The organism is Syntrophomonas curvata, assembly GCF_052976825.1.
In genome coordinates, this window is record NZ_CM129641.1 from 244,404 (window position 1) to 264,393 (window position 19,990).

The 19,990-nt window shown below is 48.8% G+C and carries 13 protein-coding genes; all 13 read left to right on the forward strand.

From position 1 onward, the window contains the following. The first annotated feature begins 176 nt into the window (after positions 1-176). On the forward strand, positions 177-2,582 hold the full coding sequence (locus ACU70B_RS01240) for a copper amine oxidase N-terminal domain-containing protein (protein WP_447184552.1): 2,406 nt from the start codon (positions 177-179) through the stop codon (positions 2,580-2,582). Between the two features lie 114 nt (positions 2,583-2,696). After that, positions 2,697-3,254: a copper amine oxidase N-terminal domain-containing protein gene (locus ACU70B_RS01245; protein WP_447184553.1), complete on the forward strand. Its 558-nt coding sequence runs from the start codon at positions 2,697-2,699 to the stop codon at positions 3,252-3,254. A gap of 140 nt (positions 3,255-3,394) precedes the next feature. Next, positions 3,395-4,531 (forward strand): TolC family protein, encoded by a 1,137-nt coding sequence (locus tag ACU70B_RS01250; protein WP_447184554.1) that lies wholly within the window; start codon positions 3,395-3,397, stop codon positions 4,529-4,531. A 239-nt stretch (positions 4,532-4,770) separates the two neighbouring features. Next, positions 4,771-6,363, forward strand: a complete 1,593-nt coding sequence (locus ACU70B_RS01255; RefSeq protein ID WP_447184555.1) for a S41 family peptidase — start codon at positions 4,771-4,773, stop codon at positions 6,361-6,363. 152 nt (positions 6,364-6,515) lie between these two features. Beyond that, positions 6,516-7,646 (forward strand): efflux RND transporter periplasmic adaptor subunit, encoded by a 1,131-nt coding sequence (locus ACU70B_RS01260; RefSeq protein WP_447184556.1) that lies wholly within the window; start codon positions 6,516-6,518, stop codon positions 7,644-7,646. Beyond that, positions 7,646-10,783 carry an efflux RND transporter permease subunit gene (locus tag ACU70B_RS01265; protein WP_447184557.1) on the forward strand — a complete coding sequence of 1,046 codons (3,138 nt, stop codon included), beginning with the start codon at positions 7,646-7,648 and terminating at the stop codon, positions 10,781-10,783. The genes ACU70B_RS01260 and ACU70B_RS01265 overlap by 1 nt, the downstream gene beginning before the upstream one ends. Before the next feature lie 53 nt (positions 10,784-10,836). Beyond that, positions 10,837-11,427 (forward strand): TetR/AcrR family transcriptional regulator, encoded by a 591-nt coding sequence (locus ACU70B_RS01270; protein ID WP_447184558.1) that lies wholly within the window; start codon positions 10,837-10,839, stop codon positions 11,425-11,427. A 43-nt stretch (positions 11,428-11,470) separates the two neighbouring features. After that, a complete protein-coding gene (locus ACU70B_RS01275; RefSeq protein WP_447184559.1) occupies positions 11,471-14,665 on the forward strand; it encodes a S8 family serine peptidase in 3,195 nt (1,064 codons plus the stop codon). Positions 14,666-14,806: 141 nt separating this feature from the next. After that, positions 14,807-15,217 (forward strand): hypothetical protein, encoded by a 411-nt coding sequence (locus ACU70B_RS01280; protein WP_447184560.1) that lies wholly within the window; start codon positions 14,807-14,809, stop codon positions 15,215-15,217. Positions 15,218-15,357: 140 nt separating this feature from the next. After that, the gene (wecB, locus tag ACU70B_RS01285) at positions 15,358-16,476 is read left to right on the forward strand and encodes a non-hydrolyzing UDP-N-acetylglucosamine 2-epimerase (protein ID WP_447185679.1); all 1,119 of its coding nucleotides are present in this window, start codon (positions 15,358-15,360) and stop codon (positions 16,474-16,476) included. A gap of 177 nt (positions 16,477-16,653) precedes the next feature. Then, the gene (locus ACU70B_RS01290) at positions 16,654-18,081 is read left to right on the forward strand and encodes a phosphoglucomutase/phosphomannomutase family protein (RefSeq protein WP_447184561.1); all 1,428 of its coding nucleotides are present in this window, start codon (positions 16,654-16,656) and stop codon (positions 18,079-18,081) included. 22 nt (positions 18,082-18,103) lie between these two features. Next, positions 18,104-19,279 (forward strand): sensor histidine kinase, encoded by a 1,176-nt coding sequence (locus tag ACU70B_RS01295; RefSeq protein WP_447184562.1) that lies wholly within the window; start codon positions 18,104-18,106, stop codon positions 19,277-19,279. After that, positions 19,272-19,916 carry a response regulator gene (locus ACU70B_RS01300; protein ID WP_447184563.1) on the forward strand — a complete coding sequence of 215 codons (645 nt, stop codon included), beginning with the start codon at positions 19,272-19,274 and terminating at the stop codon, positions 19,914-19,916. The genes ACU70B_RS01295 and ACU70B_RS01300 overlap by 8 nt, the downstream gene beginning before the upstream one ends. Positions 19,917-19,990 lie beyond the last annotated feature (74 nt).

Consider the following 19,990-nt stretch of genomic DNA (forward strand, 5'->3'; position numbering starts at 1 on the left):
GAACCATAATAAACTTTTATCCGTCGAAACAAGAGATTAATAAAATTTATAGGCATTAGCTGGCAGAAATTCTGCTGATGACCTGAAAAGGATTTCAATGGGAGGGGGAATTATGTAACACAGGTTGATTAGAATCGATTACCTATCTGTTTAATTAACGAAAAGGAGGCAAAATAATGCTAAGGACTCATAAATCTCTTTCCATAGTAATGACCCTATGCTTGTGTCTTGCTCTTTTAGCGCCGGTATTCGTAGCTCCGCCGGCAGTTCAGGCAGCAACAACATATCAGGCGTTATCAGTTCCGACATTACAGTCTAATACTGCTGCCCAGGACCTGGGTATTATCCAAGTTGATATTGATAACTGTGCAGCTATCAAAAATGGTGACGTGTTAACCCTTAGTTTTCCTAGTGAACTTACCTTAAGTAATTTTGGCCCGATATCCGTGAGTGCAGCTAGGACTGCCGCAGCCACAGAAATAGTAGTTCCGGTACTGGCAGGTGGCAGTGCGAATGCGCTGAGTCCTGCTACTAGCTTTACATCAGCTGTAGTAAGTGCTACTAGAACTACATTGGATATTACGTTTAATGGAACCTTCTCTGCTGCGGGAGCATCTAATCCCGGTCGCTTATTAATCTATTTTACCGGTGTTACTGTAGGTACCTTTGATAATGATATAACTTGCCAGATTCTTGGACCTGCGAGTGGGGCATTTCCCCAGTACAATCTTGTTGTGGGGAGAGTTTCTAGTGCAGGCGGTTGTGTAGCTACTGTTAAGAGCGCAAAATCATTCGGTACAGGTGGACTGCCCTACAATTTACTGGCTGTACCTCCGCAAACCGGAACTGATACGATAATTATTTCCGAAGTTGCTCCAGGTGGATTACTTAAAGCTACTGATACATCTGATAACATAATTAAGTTAAAGCTTCCAAACGGCTTTAATTGGCAGGCAGGTGCCGGCGGAAACGGCAGCTGGGCTTGGGGCTTTGCCAGCATAGCGGCTAATCCTGCTTCTGGATGGCCTGCAGCTCCAGCCATTGCCCGGAGTGGTTCAGACCCAAGAGTTCTGGAAATAACAATCCCGAGAAAACTTGTGGCAGGAACCGCCAATGCTTATTGTACTACCTCAGCCACTGGATCCGGCCAGATTCGCTTACAATGGGGAATAACCGTTGATGATACTTTGGCCAAAGAAGGAGTGGTTGTAGCACATCTATCCGATACAGGTGGTCGTGCTACCGAAGCAGATATAGATGTAGGAAAGTATGTATCTTATGGTGCTAAGGTGGAACAAGGTACTACACCTGAACTTATTGCTGGCAAACATGACCAGAAACTGGGTACTTTCTATGTTTCAGAAAATGTAGCCACCAGCTTGTTAAATAACCGCAATATCAAGTTTATATTACCTTCTAACGTAAAATGGTCCGGCTCATACTCTTCTGCCGGTCTGCCGGCTGCAACGTTGAAAGAAGGAAATGCTGCTATTGGAGCCTTTTCATGTGCTTCACCTTATGATACTCTAAAGGCTACTGTTACCGCAGGCACTACCAAGAGCAAATGGGAGTTTAAAGATTTCAAAGTTGATATAGCTCCTGATTTCTCAGGCGACCTTAAAATTAATGTTGCAGGCGATGCCGGAATTACCGGAGAAGTAATTGTAGCTACAGTAAAACCTGCTTTGGAACTTAGCGGTGAGGATACTAAAAAGGTTAGAATAGGGCAACAGGGACAGGAATTGGGAACTCTTATTTTGAAGGAAACCAAGAAGGAAAATGCTGCTCTGAACTCTGCTAACATAGACACTTGGCCAAGTGCAGCAGCCATCGATGTTGCGACCTCCCCGGGTGAGATCAACATAACCCTGCCTAACGGTGCTACTTGGGGGGCAGGTTTCCCGACCGTGGAAGTTACTGACGGCGATTTAGTTTTAAAGACCGACTCAATGGCAAAGGTTGGGCAGACATTGTCCATTCCTGTAAAATCTGAAAGTACAAAACCAAGTACCATTAAGATTTCAGGAATGAAGGTGACGCTTGACCGTACCGTACCTGAGGGTGAATTTAAACTGACAGTTGCAGGTGATGCTATTAATGAAACCGGAGGTGCAAATCTTGCATTCCCGCAATTTGAAGCCAATAAAGTGGTTGTAGCCACATGCGTAACTCCGGCTCCAAACGAAGGAACTCCTGGTGCAGCTGCTGGTCAGTTTAAGATTGGCTCTAACATCTATCAGGTTAACGGTGTATCCAAGATTGCGGGCACTGCTCCCTATATCAAGGATGGCCGTACTTTTGTCCCGGTTCGTTACCTGGGATATGCCCTGGGTGTTGCCGAAGCCGACGTAGTATGGGATGAAGCTTCCCAGAAAGTTACCCTGACCAAGGGTGACAATGTAGTAGAACTGACCATTGGCAGTACTACTATCACTGTAAACGGCGAAGCTCAGACCATGGAAGTAGCACCAGAAATCGCTAACGACTACACCATGCTGCCTGCTCGCTATGTAGCAGAAGGTCTTGGTTATGAGGTTGGCTGGGATCCCGGCAGCCAAACCGTTCTACTCTCTTCTAAATAGCAACTAGAGCAAGTATAAAGGCGGGTTCTGCTTAAGAGCCCGCCTTTTCTAATGGACTGCTGCTGGATAGTCCTGTACAATGAAGTAAAGAATATCCAAATAGGAGTGAGCGTTGTGAAAAATAGGGTTTTAATTGTTATTATGTTGGCAGCAGTATTATTATCAGGGGCTATAACCTTCTCCGTCCAGGCAGACGAAAGAGTAGGGATTTTTGTTAATGGTCAGGAAATTGATGCCGACATTCCTGGCCAGATAATTAATGACCGGGTTATGGTGCCGGTACGCTTTGTTACGGAAGCTCTCGGCGGCAGGGTGGAATGGAACGAATTCCACAAACGAGTGATTATTACCACTGAACCTGAGCTTAAGCTCATGAAGCTCGCGGATGAAGCTACTACCTGGCCTTACTGGTACGAGAACGGCAAGTTATATTTGGAGTACCGGAATATGCTTCAACTTGTAAGAGAATATTATCCCCATCCGAGTTATGTACCTAATTTCTTCAAGAGCAGTAATACATTTGTATTTAACAACAAGACCATTGACCTATCAGCCCAGCAAAAAGGTGATTTTCATGTTGTAGCCATAGATGAATTGAAAAAGGCTGGAATAATCAATTATACCTGGGATGAAAAAAACGGTAATCTTACTTTTAAAGATCCAGGAAAATAAACGGTTGGTGCTTTCACGAGTGATATAGGGAAATCAAGTCAAGAAATCTTCAATATGAGTTTATTGACACTATACTTGGGTCTTTATATAATAAGTTTAACCTGACCGGTGAGTCGGAATAATGAGAGAGGTGTTGTTTAATGAGTCTCAAGAAATACATATTAGCAGGCTTACTGTGTCTGTCCCTGGTATTTACCAGTGCTGGTTACTCTTATGCTGCAGAATCGACGACTAATTCTATCACGATTCAACAAGCTCTGGACATGGCATATAAAAATAATCCCGACCTGCGTAAGGCTACTCTAGCGGTGGAAAAGGCGGAGCTTACCAGAAATGATGCGGCTGAAATGGTCACCTGGATACCTTCGGGTGGATTGGTGCTGCCGGCTTATCAAAAAGTAATGAACGGCTATCAGCAGGCTGAAATTGGCTATCAAACAGCTAAAAAGGCGGAAAGGACAGCACAGGATGGTATTACCTATAGTGTTGTCAACGCCTATTGTACTGCAATTGCCAATTACAATAACATGGAACTGAACCAGGCAAAGTTGGAAGATGCTAAATTGCAGTTAACTATGAGTAGTGTAGCCCGGGCAGTGGGAACACTGGCTGATTTTGATTATGAAAAAGCAAAAACCGGAACTACTCAATTAGATGAAATATATAAATTCAGCAAAGCCCAGTATGATGGCTCAATAGCCAAGTTAAGGTCTTTGCTGGGTGAGGGAGAGGATTGGCAGCCTGATTTGAGCAGCAGACCTACTCTGGCTCAGTATAAAAGGAATGATCTGAATATGGAAGTAAGCCGGGGCTTATCCGAATCAACAGATGTTTGGACTAAAGAGGCTGAATTAAAAATAGAGGAAAGCCAACAGTCATGGGCTATACCCGGGGTTTCCTCTAAGATGCAGAATGTAAATCTGGAAATAGCTCAGGTGGACTATGAGAAGAGTAAAAGGGATACTCGGGCTTCTATAGAGCAGCTCTATTATATGTTAGACACTATGGAGGGCCAGATTGCTGCAGCGGAAAAAGCTTATGACACAGCTGCCAAAGATATGAAAATCACAGAGCTTAAATATCAACTAGGTATGATTGCAAAATCTACCCTGTCTTCAGCCCAGGTAACAGAAATGAATGCGCGCATCAGCCTGGAAAACGCCAGGGCAAGCCTGGCCCAGTACAAAGCCCAATATGCACTCCTGACCGGACAACAGGTATATGATACCGCTGATTGGAGTGAGGCAAAGACCGGCCAGACAGCTAAATTAAAATAGAGTACTTACTGAAATTGCCCGGCTAAACGCCGGGCTATGTTTTTTCAGCCTCTTTAAAGGGATATATTCGAACTCATGGAATATATTAAATATGTCAATACAATTTATAATCCTGCCCGTGTTGCCGTAGACTGGAGTCAATTTATCCGTACCGGGTTAGGGATGAGAGTCAGTATTGTAGCCCAGCGTGCCAATTCGAGGCGTGACCGCAAATTGATAGCGGGGAATGGAGGAAGGTAATGCTTAATAAATACCAAAGGGCAGGCGTTCTGCTGCTGGGCCTTTTTTTTATCTTGGGGTCTTTATGCCCGGCAGCGGCAGCGGATGATAAGAGTGTATGCAATGAGGCAGCCGAGATTATAGAGGACAATTATGTTGAGCCTGTGTCTCAGGACGTACTGACTGCGCCGACAGTAAAAGAGATGCTGAAACGCCTGGGCGATCCCTATGCCCGTTACCTTACCCAGGAGGAGTATCAGGAGCAGTTGGATTCCCTGGATGGGAATTTTACCGGGGTCGGTATATACATAACCGGCAGCAGCGAAGGGGTTCGGATACTGTCGGTGATAAAGGGGTCGCCGGCAGAGAAGGCGGGTCTTAGGAAGGATGATGTGATAGTTGCGGCAGGTGAGGCTTCACTGGCAGGTCTGGATTCTGACCGGGCTATGGAAATATTGCGCGGATCCGGTGGGAGTACGGTAACGCTTGAGGTTAAGCGGGGAGAACAGTTGCTGACTGTTGATGTTACCCGTGATAACGTGGAAGTGCCGACGGTTCACCTGCAGATGCTTGATAAAGAGACGGCCTATCTGGGAATAGATGACTTCGGTCAGCGTACCCTGGAGGAACTGGAGGCAGCGGCCGAAAGCCTGAAGAAGGAAAAGGCCTCCAAATGGATTGTGGATTTGCGGGGTAATCCGGGAGGTTATTTGGAAACGGCTATCGATGCGGCCGGGGTCTTTATGGGAGAACAGCCGGCAGTGCTGGTGGAGGAAAGAAGTACCGTTGACGGCTATATGGCATCCCCCGCCAGCGTAGTGATAGAAGGGCCGCTGGTCCTGCTGCAGGACGAATACAGCGCCAGCGCAGCGGAGATGCTGGCAGCAGCCCTGCGGGATAACCAGCGGGCTTTGCTGATAGGAAAGAAAACTTATGGCAAGGGTACCGTGCAGCAGATTTTTCCCCTTTCCAATGGCGATAAGTTGAAGCTAACCATAGCCCGTTTCTACTCGCCCGCAGGTGAAGAGATCAATAAGGTGGGGATTATGCCGGATATTGAAGTGGAGGATGAAAACTGTTTAGCGGCGGCCAGCTTACTGCTCAGCGATAACCGCGACGTTGCCTGCGGCAGCATGATTGGTTTGGATTTGGAACGTTACAAGGTGGCGGTAGATGGCCGGGTGCTGCGCCAAGCTCGTTACTGGAAGGCCTGGGCCGATATTGTGGACGGCATTGGTGAATCTCCGGTATGCTACGGGAATGAATCGGGATGGACTGAACTCAGCGATACGGAGCGCGGGCATAAATGGTCTTTCTTTTATCCGGGATATGAGTATATGGGGGAGATTTCAGAGCAGGACGGTATTGAAATTAATATGAAGTCGGTGCTTAATGAGAGATATGTGAATGACTTTAATATCGAGTTGATTAATGCTGGTGATGGGAAGAGGATTAAGTCTGACCTTCAAGTAATGAATGAAAAAATATTAAACTGCCGTCCGCTTGAGCCTCTGACGGCAGGCGAATACTGGCTGGTAATTCATGACACCATAAGGTTTGCCGACGGTCAGCGCTTGCCGCAGGGGCAGCTGGCCGTAGTCCGAATCCCGTAGGCTGCGGGGAGGGGTTGTAAGCCGTACAACCCCTCCCCATCCGTTTTTCATTTCTGTCTTGACCCTTATTTCCATTTGCAGTTATAATTCTAATTATAAACCGACCAACTGGTCGGTCAGTTTATGCTGCATAGAAAATGGGAGGGAAAGTAGTGAAAAAGATTAAGAAATCACTATCTGTTTTATTGATGCTGGTATTAGCCCTATCGTTATTGAGTGGCTGCGATAAGAAGAAAGAAGCGGCTAAGGAGACGGAGTTAAGTGTTGCCACGGTCAAGGCGGAGAAGAGGGACATCGCCCAGGCAGTGAAGTATCCGGGGACAGTTCGGGGAGTTAACGAAGTATACATAATGCCCAAGGTCCCTGCCCGGGTAACGGCTATATTAGTTAAACCCGGCGACCGGGTAAGCGCGGGGCAGACTTTGCTGACCCTGGATGGCAGCGACTTTGAAGCAGCCATTAAGCGGGGAGAAGCGGCGGTGGCCCTGGCAGAAGCCGGTCAGAAAGCCAATACCATTCAACTGGAAAATGCCCGCCTTAATTATGAGAGAATCCAGAAGCTTTTTGATGCCGGCGCAGCTTCCCAGCAACAGCTGGAAGGAGCAAAGAGCGCTTACGAGCTTCTATCCACCGGAAGCACTGAAGCGGCTGTGGAACAAGCCCGGGCCGGTCTGTTGGAAGCTCAAACCCAGCTTGGCCATTGCACTATTACCTCCCCCATCAACGGAGTGGCGGGGAGTATCAACCTTTCCCTGGGCGACACCGCCAGCCCCACATCCCCTGCGGCAGTGGTCAGTGATACCTCCCGTTTGGAAATAGAGACCCTGGTCAGTGAATCGGAAGTCAGCTATATAAAGACTGGCGATATGGTCGACGTTATGGTTAAGGCCGCCGGGGAGAAGCCTTTTAAGGGCAGGGTGGACAGTGTATCCAGCGTCCCCGATCCCATGAAGCGGCAATATACGGCCAAGGTGGTTTTGGAGAACCAGGACAGCAGGATTAAATCAGGCATGTTTGCCGAAGTGGTAATCAGCACCTTAAGCAAACAGGATGTGCTCTGTGTGCCTCTGGCCGCGGTTATACCCCGCAGCGGACGACAAATAGTTTACACCGTGGACAGCAAGAATCGGGCGCGTGAAGTAGAGGTCGAAACGGAACTGCGGGATAATCGTTATGTGGAAATCAGCTCTGGCCTTAAGGTCGGCGACCAGGTTATAACCAAAGGCAATACCCTGGTGAACAATGGCACCCTGGTAAGGGTAATTGCCGGGGGGGCTAAATAATGAAAATCGTAAATTTTGCTGTTAAGAGGCCGGTAGCTGTGATTATTCTGGTATCGGTGGTCATAATCCTGGGGTTTTTCACCCTGTCGAAAATGGCGGTAGACCTCATTCCTGATATGAAACTGCCGATAGCCGCAGTTATGACTGAGTACCCGGGGGTAGGGCCGGAGGAAGTGGAGTCCCAGGTCAGCAAGCCCCTGGAAGGCTCACTCAATACCTTGAGCAATATTAAAGAAATTCAATCTATTTCAACATCGGGTTCATCCATGATTCTGATTTATTTTAAATGGGGAACCAACATGGACAGCTCGGTGAATGAGATCAGAGAAAAGATTGGCCTGATAGAAAAATACCTACCTACCGGCAGCCAGAAACCGGTGGTCTTAAGAATGGACCCCACCCTGATGCCGGTTATACAAATCGGGATTAATAGCGATACCATGACTCTGGGGCAGTTGCAGGAGGTGGCGGAAGATGTCATTGAGCCGCGGCTGAGCCGGATCACCGAGGTAGCATCGGTAGTAATGACCGGGGGATTGCAGCGGGAAGTCAAGGTTGAGGTAGACCCGGTCAAGCTGGCTAACTATAACCTTACCCTGGCACAGGTAAACCAGGTGCTGCAGACGGAGAATTTTAATATGTCGGCCGGTGAGGTAAAAGACGGAGGCAGGAAATATTTTCTGCGCAGCCTGCAGCAGTTTGAATCGGTGGAGGATATCCAGGATGTCGCCATACTAACTTCGACCGGCAATACTGTTTACTTGAAGGATATTGCCGCTGTTACCGATGGCTATAAGGATGAGAGCCAGATGACCCGGGTGGATGGCAAGGCGGCGGTTGGAGTCCACTGTCTTAAACAGAGCGATGCCAACACGGTCAAGACCTGCGAAGCGGTACGGGAAGAGTTAAAGAATATCGAAGACGAGTTGGATCTGGATCTGGACATCAAGGTAGTAATGGATCAGTCCACCTACATCAACCAGTCCCTGGATACCACCAAGCGGATGATGGTGGAGGGCGCCCTGCTGGCTATGGTGGTCTTGTTCCTGTTCCTGCGCAATGCCCGCAGCACCCTGATTATTTTTACTGCCATCCCTCTGTCTATCATAGCTACCTTTATACTGATGTATTTTAACCATGACACCCTCAACCTGATAACCCTGGGAGGCCTGGCCCTGGGCCTGGGTCGAATGGTAGACGACTCCATCGTGGTGTTTGAAAATATATATCGCCACCGCAGTCTGGGGCTGTCTGCCATGGACGCTGCCGTGACCGGTGCTTCCGAAGTGGGCCAGGCGGTTATAGCCTCCACCCTGACCCTGATTGCCGTGTTCTTTCCCATTATGTTTACCGAAGGGCTGGCTGCAGTGCTGTTTAAGCCGCTGGCCATTACAGTTATGTTTGCTATTTTCTGTTCCCTGATGGTAGCTCTGACCATAGTGCCGTTAATGGCATCGCGCATGTTAACCGATAAATCCATGGAAGGCCGCCTGACCGGGACTGGTCGGCTGACTCGCGTAACTTCGGGCTTCGGACGCTGGATAGATAGCCTGGGGGATCGGTACAAGGCTTTGCTGGAATGGGCCCTGTCTCACCGCCGCCGGGTTATTTTAACGGTAACGGTCTTGATGGTGGGATCTCTGGCCTTAATCCCCCTGGTGGGGGCGGAATTTATGCCGGCTATGGACTCCGGTGAAGTTTCCATAAGCATTGACGGGGACAAAGGCAGTCCGCTTCAGGATACCGATGATATTGTCAAAAGAGTGGAGAGTGAGCTGCATGAAATCCCGGAAGTAGAAACCATATTCAGCAGTGTTGGCAGTTCCTCCAACATGTTTATGGACAGCGGCGTGCAGGGAGATAAAGCCACGCTTTATGTAAAACTGATACCCCGGGCAGACCGTAAACGGGGTGTGGATATAGTCAGTGAGGAAATCCGCCAGCGTATAAGTGATATTGCCGGGGCCAAGATTAAGGTCAGCGTTATGGATATGTCGTCGGGCATGGGTTCAACCGGCGGGCCGATAAATGTTCAGGTCCGGGGTGACGACCTGAAGGTTTTGCGTGAAATATCTGACCAGGTAGCCGATATCGTTCGCAAAGTACCGGGTACCCGAGAGGTAACCAATTCCTTGAGTGATGGCAATCCGGAGGTACAGGTCCGGATTGACCGTCAGCGAGCTGCCAGTTTTGGCCTCACCCCGGGCCAGGTAGCGGCGGAAATCAAGAATGCCCGCCAGGGCAGCGTAGCTACCCGCTACAAAGTCGAGGGTGACGAGGTTGACGTAAGGGTGCGCTACTCGCCCCAGGGCTATGATGAACTATCTTATCTGCAGAATTTGAATATTCTGACCCAGACTGGAGCAGTAGTTAAGTTGTCACAGATAGCAAGCTTTGAAATGGCTCCGGGCCCCATACAGATTACCCGGGTGGATCGGGTGCGTAAGGCGGAGATTAACGGTTACCTGTTAAACCGGGATCTGAACGCGGTTACGAAAGATATCCAAACCGAAGTGAACAAGATTAAACTTCCCGCTGGTTATGCTATTGAATACGGCGGGGAGAATAAAGAAATGATGGAGAGCTTCGGCACTCTGGCCATTGCTCTGCTGCTGGCCATAATTTTGGTCTATGCGGTAATGGCGGTGCAGTATGAATCCTTCTTTAACCCCTTTGTCATCATGTTCTCGGTTCCGACCGCGATTATCGGTATTGTCGTTTCGCTCCTGATTACCGGGAAGCATTTCAGCGTGGTAGCCTTTGTCGGGGTAATCATGCTGGTCGGCATCGTAGTTGCCAATGCCATCGTGCTGGTGGACTATCTTAAGCAACTGCGGGAGCGGGGAATGGAGCGCAACGCGGCTATAGTGGAAGCCGGCCGGGTAAGGCTGAGACCTATTCTTATGACTGCCCTGGCCACCATTCTGGCTATGATTCCCCTGGCCCTGGGGATCGGTGAAGGCGGTGAAATGGATGCCCCTCTGGCTGTAGTGATTATCGGCGGGCTCCTGGTATCCACCCTGGTTACCCTGGTACTGGTACCGGTAGTCTACAGCATTTTCGATGACTGGGGCCGGAAGCTCAGCCGCCGGGGTTCCCGCAAGGAAGCTGTTGCCAAGGAAATCATCGAAGCTTGAAAAACATGTAATCTGTGATTTAAACTTACACTTGCTGAATAGGGGGGCTGATTATGAAGGAATCCGGCAAGCGGGGGCAGAATAAGCGGGAAATCATACTGGATGCCGCCGCGCAGGTCTTCTCCGGCAAGGGTTACCATAATACCCGCATGGAAGAAATCGCCATGGTTGCCGGTATAGGCAAAGGTACCATATACGAGTATTTCGACAGCAAGCTGCAGCTATTCCAGGCTATGATGGAAAGCAGCCTGCAGGCTTATTATATGCGTATGGACATGCCCAGGATGGAAACCCTTACCTTTATTGAAAGGATGTCGGTTCTATTCGAGGCGCACATAACATTTTGCCGGGAGCATAAGGAATTGACCCGTATCATTTTTTGGGATACCGAAATTTGGGATGAGGAACTGAAAGACTGGACCTTTAATTTACGTAATGAAAAAGAAGAGAAATTAACTGCTATTATTCGTGATAGCATAAAACGCGGTGAGATTCGCGATGTGCATGCCAAATTATTGACGCTCTTAATAATTGGCTGCCTGGGCTCCCTTTGGGTACCGATAACCCTGGAAGACTGGGATATAAGCCCGTCAGTCCTGGCTGCCCAGCTTACGGACATTATAATGAGCGGGATAAAAAAATAGCGGGTGCGAGCTCCGCGTCAAATACATAAAAGGCAGGATTTATATGAGAAAAAATACATATCTTGCCGGGTTGTTAATCGTATTCTTTATAATATGCAACCCGTCGGCGGCGTATGCTTTTTCTGATACCCGCCAGCACTGGGCGCGTCCTCAGATTGACCACCTGCAGAATCGGGGCTTAATTAATGGCTACCCGGATGACACCTATGGTCCGAATAAAAATATAAGCCGAGCTGAGTTCGTCACCCTGGTTATTAACGCTCTGAACAAAAGCGAAGAGGCTAAGCAATTATTGAAGGGCCAGTCCCGCTTTACTGACGTCTCGGGTCACTGGGCTATGGGCTATATCGAAATAGCACGGGAACTCAACATTGCTCACGGAGATGGCAGGGGGTATTTTAATCCGCTGATCCCGGTCAGCCGCGAAGAAGCGGTTGTTATGCTGATCAGCAGTTTAGGTTTGGGGGCAGCGCCAAACGATGTTCCCCCGGCAGATTTCAGCGACAGCACAGACATATCGTCCTGGGCCCAAAAATCTATAGACTACGCCGTCTACAAGGGGCTGGTACACGGTTACCCGGATAACAGCTTTAAGCCGGATCAGTATTTGACCCGGTCCGAGGTGGCGGTTATGCTGGAGCAATTTCTGGCCCTGCAGGGCCAGAAATTTCATTTCTATGGCACCCTGGAACAGATTGATCTGCCCCTTAAAAGAGCTACGGTATCGATTGATAACCGCAAGGAAGTATTTGAATTGTCCGCTAATGTGGTAGGCTACAAGGAAGGCCAGAACCAGCCCTTCAACCAGATCGACCTGCCGACCGATGCCTATTTTAGTCTTAATGGGGAAGGTAAGCTGGCTTACCTCTATATTAGCGGTGAATCTCATGAAGAAAAACTGAATCTGCACACCCGGGCTCTGCCTGATTCGGAAATTATTCCGGTTGGAGAAGGCAATATCGTTAATTTATCTATGGAAGCGGAGGAGAAGAAATCAAATGCAGTTTTAAACCGACCGGAAATCAGCCTGAATACTACCGGCGAGGCTATGCGGGTACCGCAGTTTAAAGCCAAAACGGGCGCCAGCGGGCGAGGCCAACTGGTGGCCATTATTGACAGTGGGATTGATCCTGGGCACCCGGATTTGCAGACTACCGGTGAAGGTTACCGCAAGATAGTTGATTTTATCGACCTCTCCGATGAGGGACTGGTTAAGCTGACTGCTGCTCAGGCCGTTAACGGATATTTGAGCATAGGCGACAAGAAAATTGATGTCAGCAATATCAGGAATGTTTCGGATATATATAAGTACGGCTATTTAAACCTTGACTTTCTTCCGAGCAACTTTGGTTTAAGAGAACAACAGCTGCTTATAGTAGCAGCTTCCAGCAAGAACCGTAACGTTTTCGATGCCGTTTATCTGGATACTGATTCTGATGGCCAAATAAGCGATGAAGTCAGGTTGGAGGAGTACGGCAGGCAGGGGCAGGCAGCTGCAGTAAGCGGTGAGGACAAACGGGTGTTTAGCCTGCTGCTGGCGGAGATTCCCCCTCACGGGGATTATGTTAAACTGGGCTTTGACCTGTTGGGACATGGTACGGAAGTGGCGGGTATAGTTGCAGCCCGGGGAAAGATTCAGGGCTTGGCTCCTGATGCCCAGCTTCTGCCTATTAAGGTAATGGATCGCAGCGGCACTACCAGTTTGAAAAAGATTGAGAGTGCTCTAAGCCTGGCAGCTGAGCGGGGAGCCAAGGTTGCCGTGGTAAGTATGGGGCAATATCAGGTTAAAAAATCGGAAATGGAGTCTTTTGAGATACTGCTGTCCAATCTGCGGAAGGTCTCCGGTATGCTGATATGCATGGCGGCAGGCAATAGCGGTCCGGGTTTGGGGACGGTAACCGGAACGGCTTCTATGGATAATATTATCAGTGTGGGCGCTTATGCCACTCCCGAGATGTGGAATACAGATTATGGCTGGTGGGTGGAAAGCCCCACTCTATGGTATTTTAGCTCCATCGGCCCTGCTGCTGATGGTTCGGCGGCGCCGCTCTTGCTTGCTCCCGGGAATGCCGTGTCAGCCTATCCCCTGTGGACGGGGCAGCCTTATCGCCTGGATGAAGGGAGCAGTATCGCTGCTCCCCATTTAGCCGGGGCGGCAGCGCTATTGCTGGATGCCAGTACCCACAAGCTGTATATCCATGACGGGCGCTCCATTGGCCGGGCTCTGCTTGCCGGAGCTCAGCCCCTGGCTGGTTATCAGGCGGTGGAACAGGGTTTTGGTGCGGTGAATCTCCTGCGCGCCTGGGATGAACTGCAGGGTATGAAGGAGAAAGCCGGCAATTTATCCGGACGGCAGTATAGTCCGGGTCTGGGAGAGAGCCGTGGTTTTTACTCGCGCGGCATTAATCCGGGAGAGTTGAGCTTGAAAATAACCAATAACGGTGATGCGAACGAACAAGTTTCCGTCGGAGGGCTGGCCGCGTGGATAAAACCGCAGCAGTATATGCTGCAGGTTCCGGCCCATAGTGAAAGGTCGGTTGATATAAGATATGATGAACTGCAGGAACCGGGTCTCCATAGTACTTTCCTGCTGGCCGATAAATATAATACCCCGGAATGGGACGTGGCGATGCTGCAGACGGTGATTCTGCCCTACGAGCTGGGGAAGACCGGGGAAAAGGATTTTGAGGAGAAAAATGAGCTTCCTGCCGGGCAGTTTAAACGCTACTTTTTCCGGATTCCGGAGGGGATGAGCAGTATAAGCTTCAAGCTCCTGGCAGGAGATAAAGGACGGGTACGGATGTATGTTGTATCTCCCCGGGGTGAGCAGGAAATAAGCCAAGATGCCGGGGTGGGTGATTCCCAGGTGACGGCCTCGGTCAATATGCCTTATGAGCAGCCGGTACCGGGTATATGGGAAATAGTGGTTTACAGTTCGGCCACCCTTAGCGACTATGACTTAAAGACCTCACAATATACCCTGCAGGTTGCAACTGATTTAAAAGGCAAGATTCCCAATAGACCGTCTGATAATAAATATCTGATTACTGCAGTACCGCCTGAATTTACGCCAGGAGAAAAAACCTTTATTACCCTTTATTTCTGGTACGCGGGCAGTAAATTACCCGCCGAAGGGCTGGTAACCATCAATGACCGGCTCTATGAAATTAAAAAAGGCATGGTCAGGCTGGAAGTGGAGCCCCAGCAGGAACGATTAAATATAAACGTAGCATGGTAGGTATTTGCCTATTCAGGGGGGACGGGGTTTGACGACTTTGAAGGAAGCGGTAATAGACCCCGTCCCCCTGATATTTTTGACTTAACTAATCTGATATATTACTATGGGCTCAAGATGTGATCATTCAGGAGGGATATTGGGATGGACGGATTGCTGCGGGAAAAGGCCCGGACTTTATTAAATGCCAATTACATATCTACCACCCTGAGTACGGCGGATAAAGGATACAATGTTAATATTGCTGTGATTTCCGTACTGGAGATGATTGATGATGAAACCATAATCTGCGCCCGCTTCGGGGCGGATCGGACTTATGCCAATCTGAAGGAGACCGGTAAGGGTGTATTTATGGTTCTGCTGACTGATAATGAAAAGACCAAGGACGGCATAAGGGTGTATGTGGAACTTAAGGAAGACCAGGCGGAAGGCGAATATTATGAACGGATCAGAAAACGCCTGGAAGATACCCGTTATGCCGCTTTTCCCTTAAAAAACTGCCTGGTATTTAGAATAACTGATATCCTGCCGGTATCCATGCTAAAGAAAGAATAATACAGGCGGCAGCAAGGGGAGAAGGGCGCTCTCTTGAGCTACCTGCTCCTAGCAGGGATATTATCCGATAACCAGGGGAATATGGTCTGCAGCCGGGAATCGAACAAAACGGAGGTAATATTGTGCATCTGGGAAAAGTGATGGTAGTATTCGGAACCAGGCCGGAGGCGATTAAGATGGCTCCGGTTATCAAAGAATTAAAAAAGGTAGAGGACGTCAATACTATAGTCTGTGTAACCGCTCAGCACCGGGAAATGCTGGATCAGGTATTAACCCTGTTCAAGATAAAACCGGATTATGATATGGACCTGATGAAGGAGGAGCAGGATCTTTTCACTATAACCGCAGGGGTTCTGGAAGGGATGCAAACCATACTGAAAAAGGAGCAGCCTGATCTGGTACTGGTTCACGGTGATACCACCACTACCTTTGCTGCTGCCCTGGCGGCTTTTTATTTGCGGATACCGGTAGGTCACGTGGAAGCCGGGCTGCGTACCCGCAATAAGTATTCGCCTTTCCCGGAAGAACTCAATCGTACTTTGACCGGAAGACTGGCGGAGTTGCACTTTGCACCTACCGATACCGCACGGGAGAATTTGCTGGCCGAATCCACCGCCCAGTTTAAAATATGGGTAACAGGTAATACGGTAATCGATGCTTTGCTGGATACGGTTCGAAAAGATTATAGATTCGCGCCGGAACTGGCAGAGATTGATTTAAATAAGCGAATCCTCCTGGTTACTACCCACCGGCGGGAAAACTGGGGCGAACCTATGCGGCAAATCTACCAGGCCTTAATTGACCTGGTCAATGAATTTCCGGACGTGGAAGTGGTGTTTCCGGTGCACAAAAACCCGGTGGTCAGGGACGTAGCGATGGAGATGCTGGGCGGGCGGGAACGCTTCCACCTCGTAGAACCACTGGACTATGAGCCCTTTGCCAATCTGATGGATCGCTGCTATCTGGTGTTGACCGATTCCGGCGGCTTGCAGGAAGAGGCGCCGTCACTGGGTAAACCGGTGCTGGTTTTAAGGGATACTACGGAAAGGCCGGAAGCGGTAAAAGCAGGCACGGTAAAACTGACCGGAACCAACCGGCAGCGTATTTATGAGACTGCCCATACCCTTCTCAGCGACCCGGCCGAATATGAAAAAATGGCCCGGGCTATAAACCCTTACGGAGATGGCAAGGCCGCCCGCAGGATAGCGAGAGTGGTCACTGATTTCCTCTATGTACGTATAGGAGCCCAGTTGAATTGATATGCAAAATATGGAGACGTTCTTTTTGTCTGCAATTATTTGCAGACAAAAAGAAGGCCCCATGTTTGCCCTGTATCAGTCTGTAACATGCTTTGACAAGTATTAACGGGATAACTTATTATGATTGTGACGGTAGCAAGTGCAGAACCTTAATACAGTTCTTTAAGGAGGATCTTGATGGCGCCCATAAAGTTTGGAACTGATGGTTGGCGGGCAATTATTGCCAGGGATTTTACTTTTGCCAATTGCCGGGCGGTAACACAGGGAATCGCCAGTTATATAAACTGCAGTAATTTAGGGAAAAAGGGTATCGTAATAGGTTTCGACAACCGTTTTATGTCCGAGGAATTTGCGCGGGAGTGTGCCCGGGTAATGGCGGGAAACGGAATCAAGGTAATTCTGCTTAAAAAGGCTAGTCCGACTCCGGTCACAGCCTTTGCCGTTTGGGAAAAAGAGACGGGCGGGGCCATAATGATAACGGCCAGTCATAATCCTCATTATTATTCGGGAATCAAGTTTATACCCGAATACGCCGGCCCTGCCCTGCCCGATATCACGGATGTTATTGAAAAGGAAGTCAACCGGGTTTTAAGCGACGGTAAAATCTATGAGCTTGACCTGTCCGAAGCGGCTAAACTGGGTTTATACGAGGAATGCGAGATGGAGCGCGAGTATCGCAGCCATCTGCTGAAGGTGATAAAGGGTGAGTTTTTCAGCCGAAAGCCTTTAAAAGTGGTGGTAAACCCCATGTTCGGCGCCGGAATTGGCTGGCTTGATCAAGTTCTTGCCGATCTGGGATGTGAAGTAAGGGCTATCAACAATTACCGGGATGCTTTTTTTGGCGGTAATTTGCCCGAGCCCACCGAGAGTAATCTTAGCGATCTACGCCGGGTCGTACTGGCTTACGAAGCCGATCTGGGTTTGGCCCTGGACGGCGATGCGGATCGTTTCGGCATAATTGACAAGAATGGAGAATTTATTAACGCCAACCGTTTTATGAGCCTATTGCTGGATCACCTGATAAAGACCCGCAACTTCCGCGGACCGGTATGCAGAAGCCTGGCAACCACCCATATGCTGGACCGGATTGCCAGGAAAAACAGCCTGAGCGTCATAGAAACCCCGGTAGGTTTTAAGTATATCGGTGAGGCTTTGCGGGATAAGGCCTGTATGCTGGGGGGGGAGGAAAGCGGCGGACTCAGTATCTTTGGGCATATTCCTGAAAAGGACGGTATTTTGGCCTGTCTGCTGGCGGCTGAGATGGTAGCTTATAACGGCAAAAGCCTGGAGGAATTAAGCGGTGATTTAACCGGTGAATATGGTATGGTGCAGAGCCGCCGTACAGATATAGAAGTTCGCAGCGAAGATAAGGATTTGATACTGGAAAAAATAGCCCATTATTGTCCCAAGGCGGTAGCCGGGCTTAAGGTTGACTCCCTGAGCCGGGCGGAGGGCAGCAAGATAATATTGGAAGACGGCAGCTGGGTGCTGGTTCGCCCTTCGGGGACCGAACCTCTTTTCAGGGTCTATGTGGAAGCCGGCGACAAGGGCGTGATGGAGGCTATTCAGGAAGAAGTCAGCCGGAACCTGGGGCTTGCGGACTGATTGGGGAAGAGATTGTATGGGTATGGATGATAGGTACGTAAACGAGGAAGTCCAGCCGGAGCAGTTTGCGCAACTGGATAAGATTTTATCGCAAGTGATGGAAACCCTGGAGCACGGTCGGGATGATATTTTTGATATCGCCGAGGAATGTAATGATATTTATATCTCTCTCCAACTAGACCTGGAGGAAGTTGAGATGCAAACCCGACAGGTTATCATGGAAGTGGATCAGTATGAAAAATTGGAACGCTATGCCCGCTTGCGGCTTATGGATGTAAGCCGCGATTTCCTTTCTTATTCCCAGGAGCATATACAGGAAGCATATGAAAAAGCCCGGGAACTGCAGATAAAATTAATCGACCTCAGGCAACAGGAGGTTTATTTACGCCGCCGCCGCGATGAATTAAATCGCCAGATTAAGAAGTTTAAAGAAATAGGCCTGAAGGCTAATAATTTTTTGCAAACCACCGGTATGGCACTAAAGATTTTACGTGGAAATGTCGAAAGAATAAATGATACCATTGAGGAGTCATATCGGCAGCAGCAGATGGTTACCTGGATAATCGAATCCCAGGAAGCCGAGCGCAGAAAAATAGCCCGGGAGCTGCATGATGGCCCGGCTCAGAGTATGGCCAGTATGTTAATCCGGCTGGATCTGATGAAAAGGTTATGGAACCTGGATGTTAAGGGTATTTATACGGAAATCGACAATGTCAAGGATATGGGGAAGGAAACTCTGGCCGATTTACGGCGCATTATGTTTGACCTGAAGCCGTCTTTGCTGCATCAAAACAGTTTTAGCACGACCTTAGTGGATTATTTCAATGATTATGAGGCCAAGTATAATTTTACCATCGAATTTCTGCAAATGGGCCAGGAACGGCAGTACGAGCTATCCCTGGAGATTGCGTTATTCAGGCTGGTGCAGGAAGCTATAACTAACATCCGCAAACATGCGGGGGTTAAGAGCGCCATGGTTAAACTCGAAGATAATGGCAAGGTACTTACCTTGGTAATCAGGGATGAAGGAAGCGGTTTTGACCTGAATACCTGCAAAAACAAGGAGAGTTATGGGATTCTGGGCATGAAGGAAAGGGTGAGTCTTTTCAGAGGAAAGCTTGATATTATATCAACACCGGGAGCAGGTACCCAGGTAATTATAATGGTGCCGTTGGAAGGGGAGGCCGAAAATGGATAAAATAAGGGTCTTAATAGCTGATGACCATGTACTGGTTAGAGAAGGTTTAAGAAAACTGCTGGAATTAAGCGAGAATATAGAAATAGTTACAGAAGTAGGTGACGGGCAGGGCGCCATTAATATCGCCCGCAAGGAAAAACCGGACGTTATTTTGATGGATGTCAACATGCCCGGTACAGATGGAATTGTGGCTACCCGGGTAATAAAAAAGGAATTCCCTGCGATCCATGTGATTGCCCTGACCATTTACGAGGATGAAGAAGTGGTGGACATGGTTAGAGCCGGGGTTTCCGCTTATGTGCTTAAGGATGTCGCCGGCAGCGAGCTAATAGACACCATAAACCGGGTGATGCAGGGTGAAGTAGTCATCCATCCCCGGGTGGCCAATCGCCTGGTACGGGAATTGGCTCGCAATGACAAGAAGAAGAACGATGTACGCCTGACCAAGAGAGAGAGAGACGTGCTGGTGTTATTGGTCAAGGGTCATACTAATAAAGAGATGGCGGAAGCCATGTTTATCAGCGAAAAAACCGTTAAAAACCACCTGACCAGCATTTTTCGCAAACTGGGAGTAAAAGACCGCACCCAGGCGGCAGTATATTCCTTAAAGAACAATATCGTCGGTGATGAACCATAAACGTATTGTGCCTGACAACCTTAAACAGTACTCAAGTGACCTCCGGCCTGCATATTATACATTAAGCGGCTAAA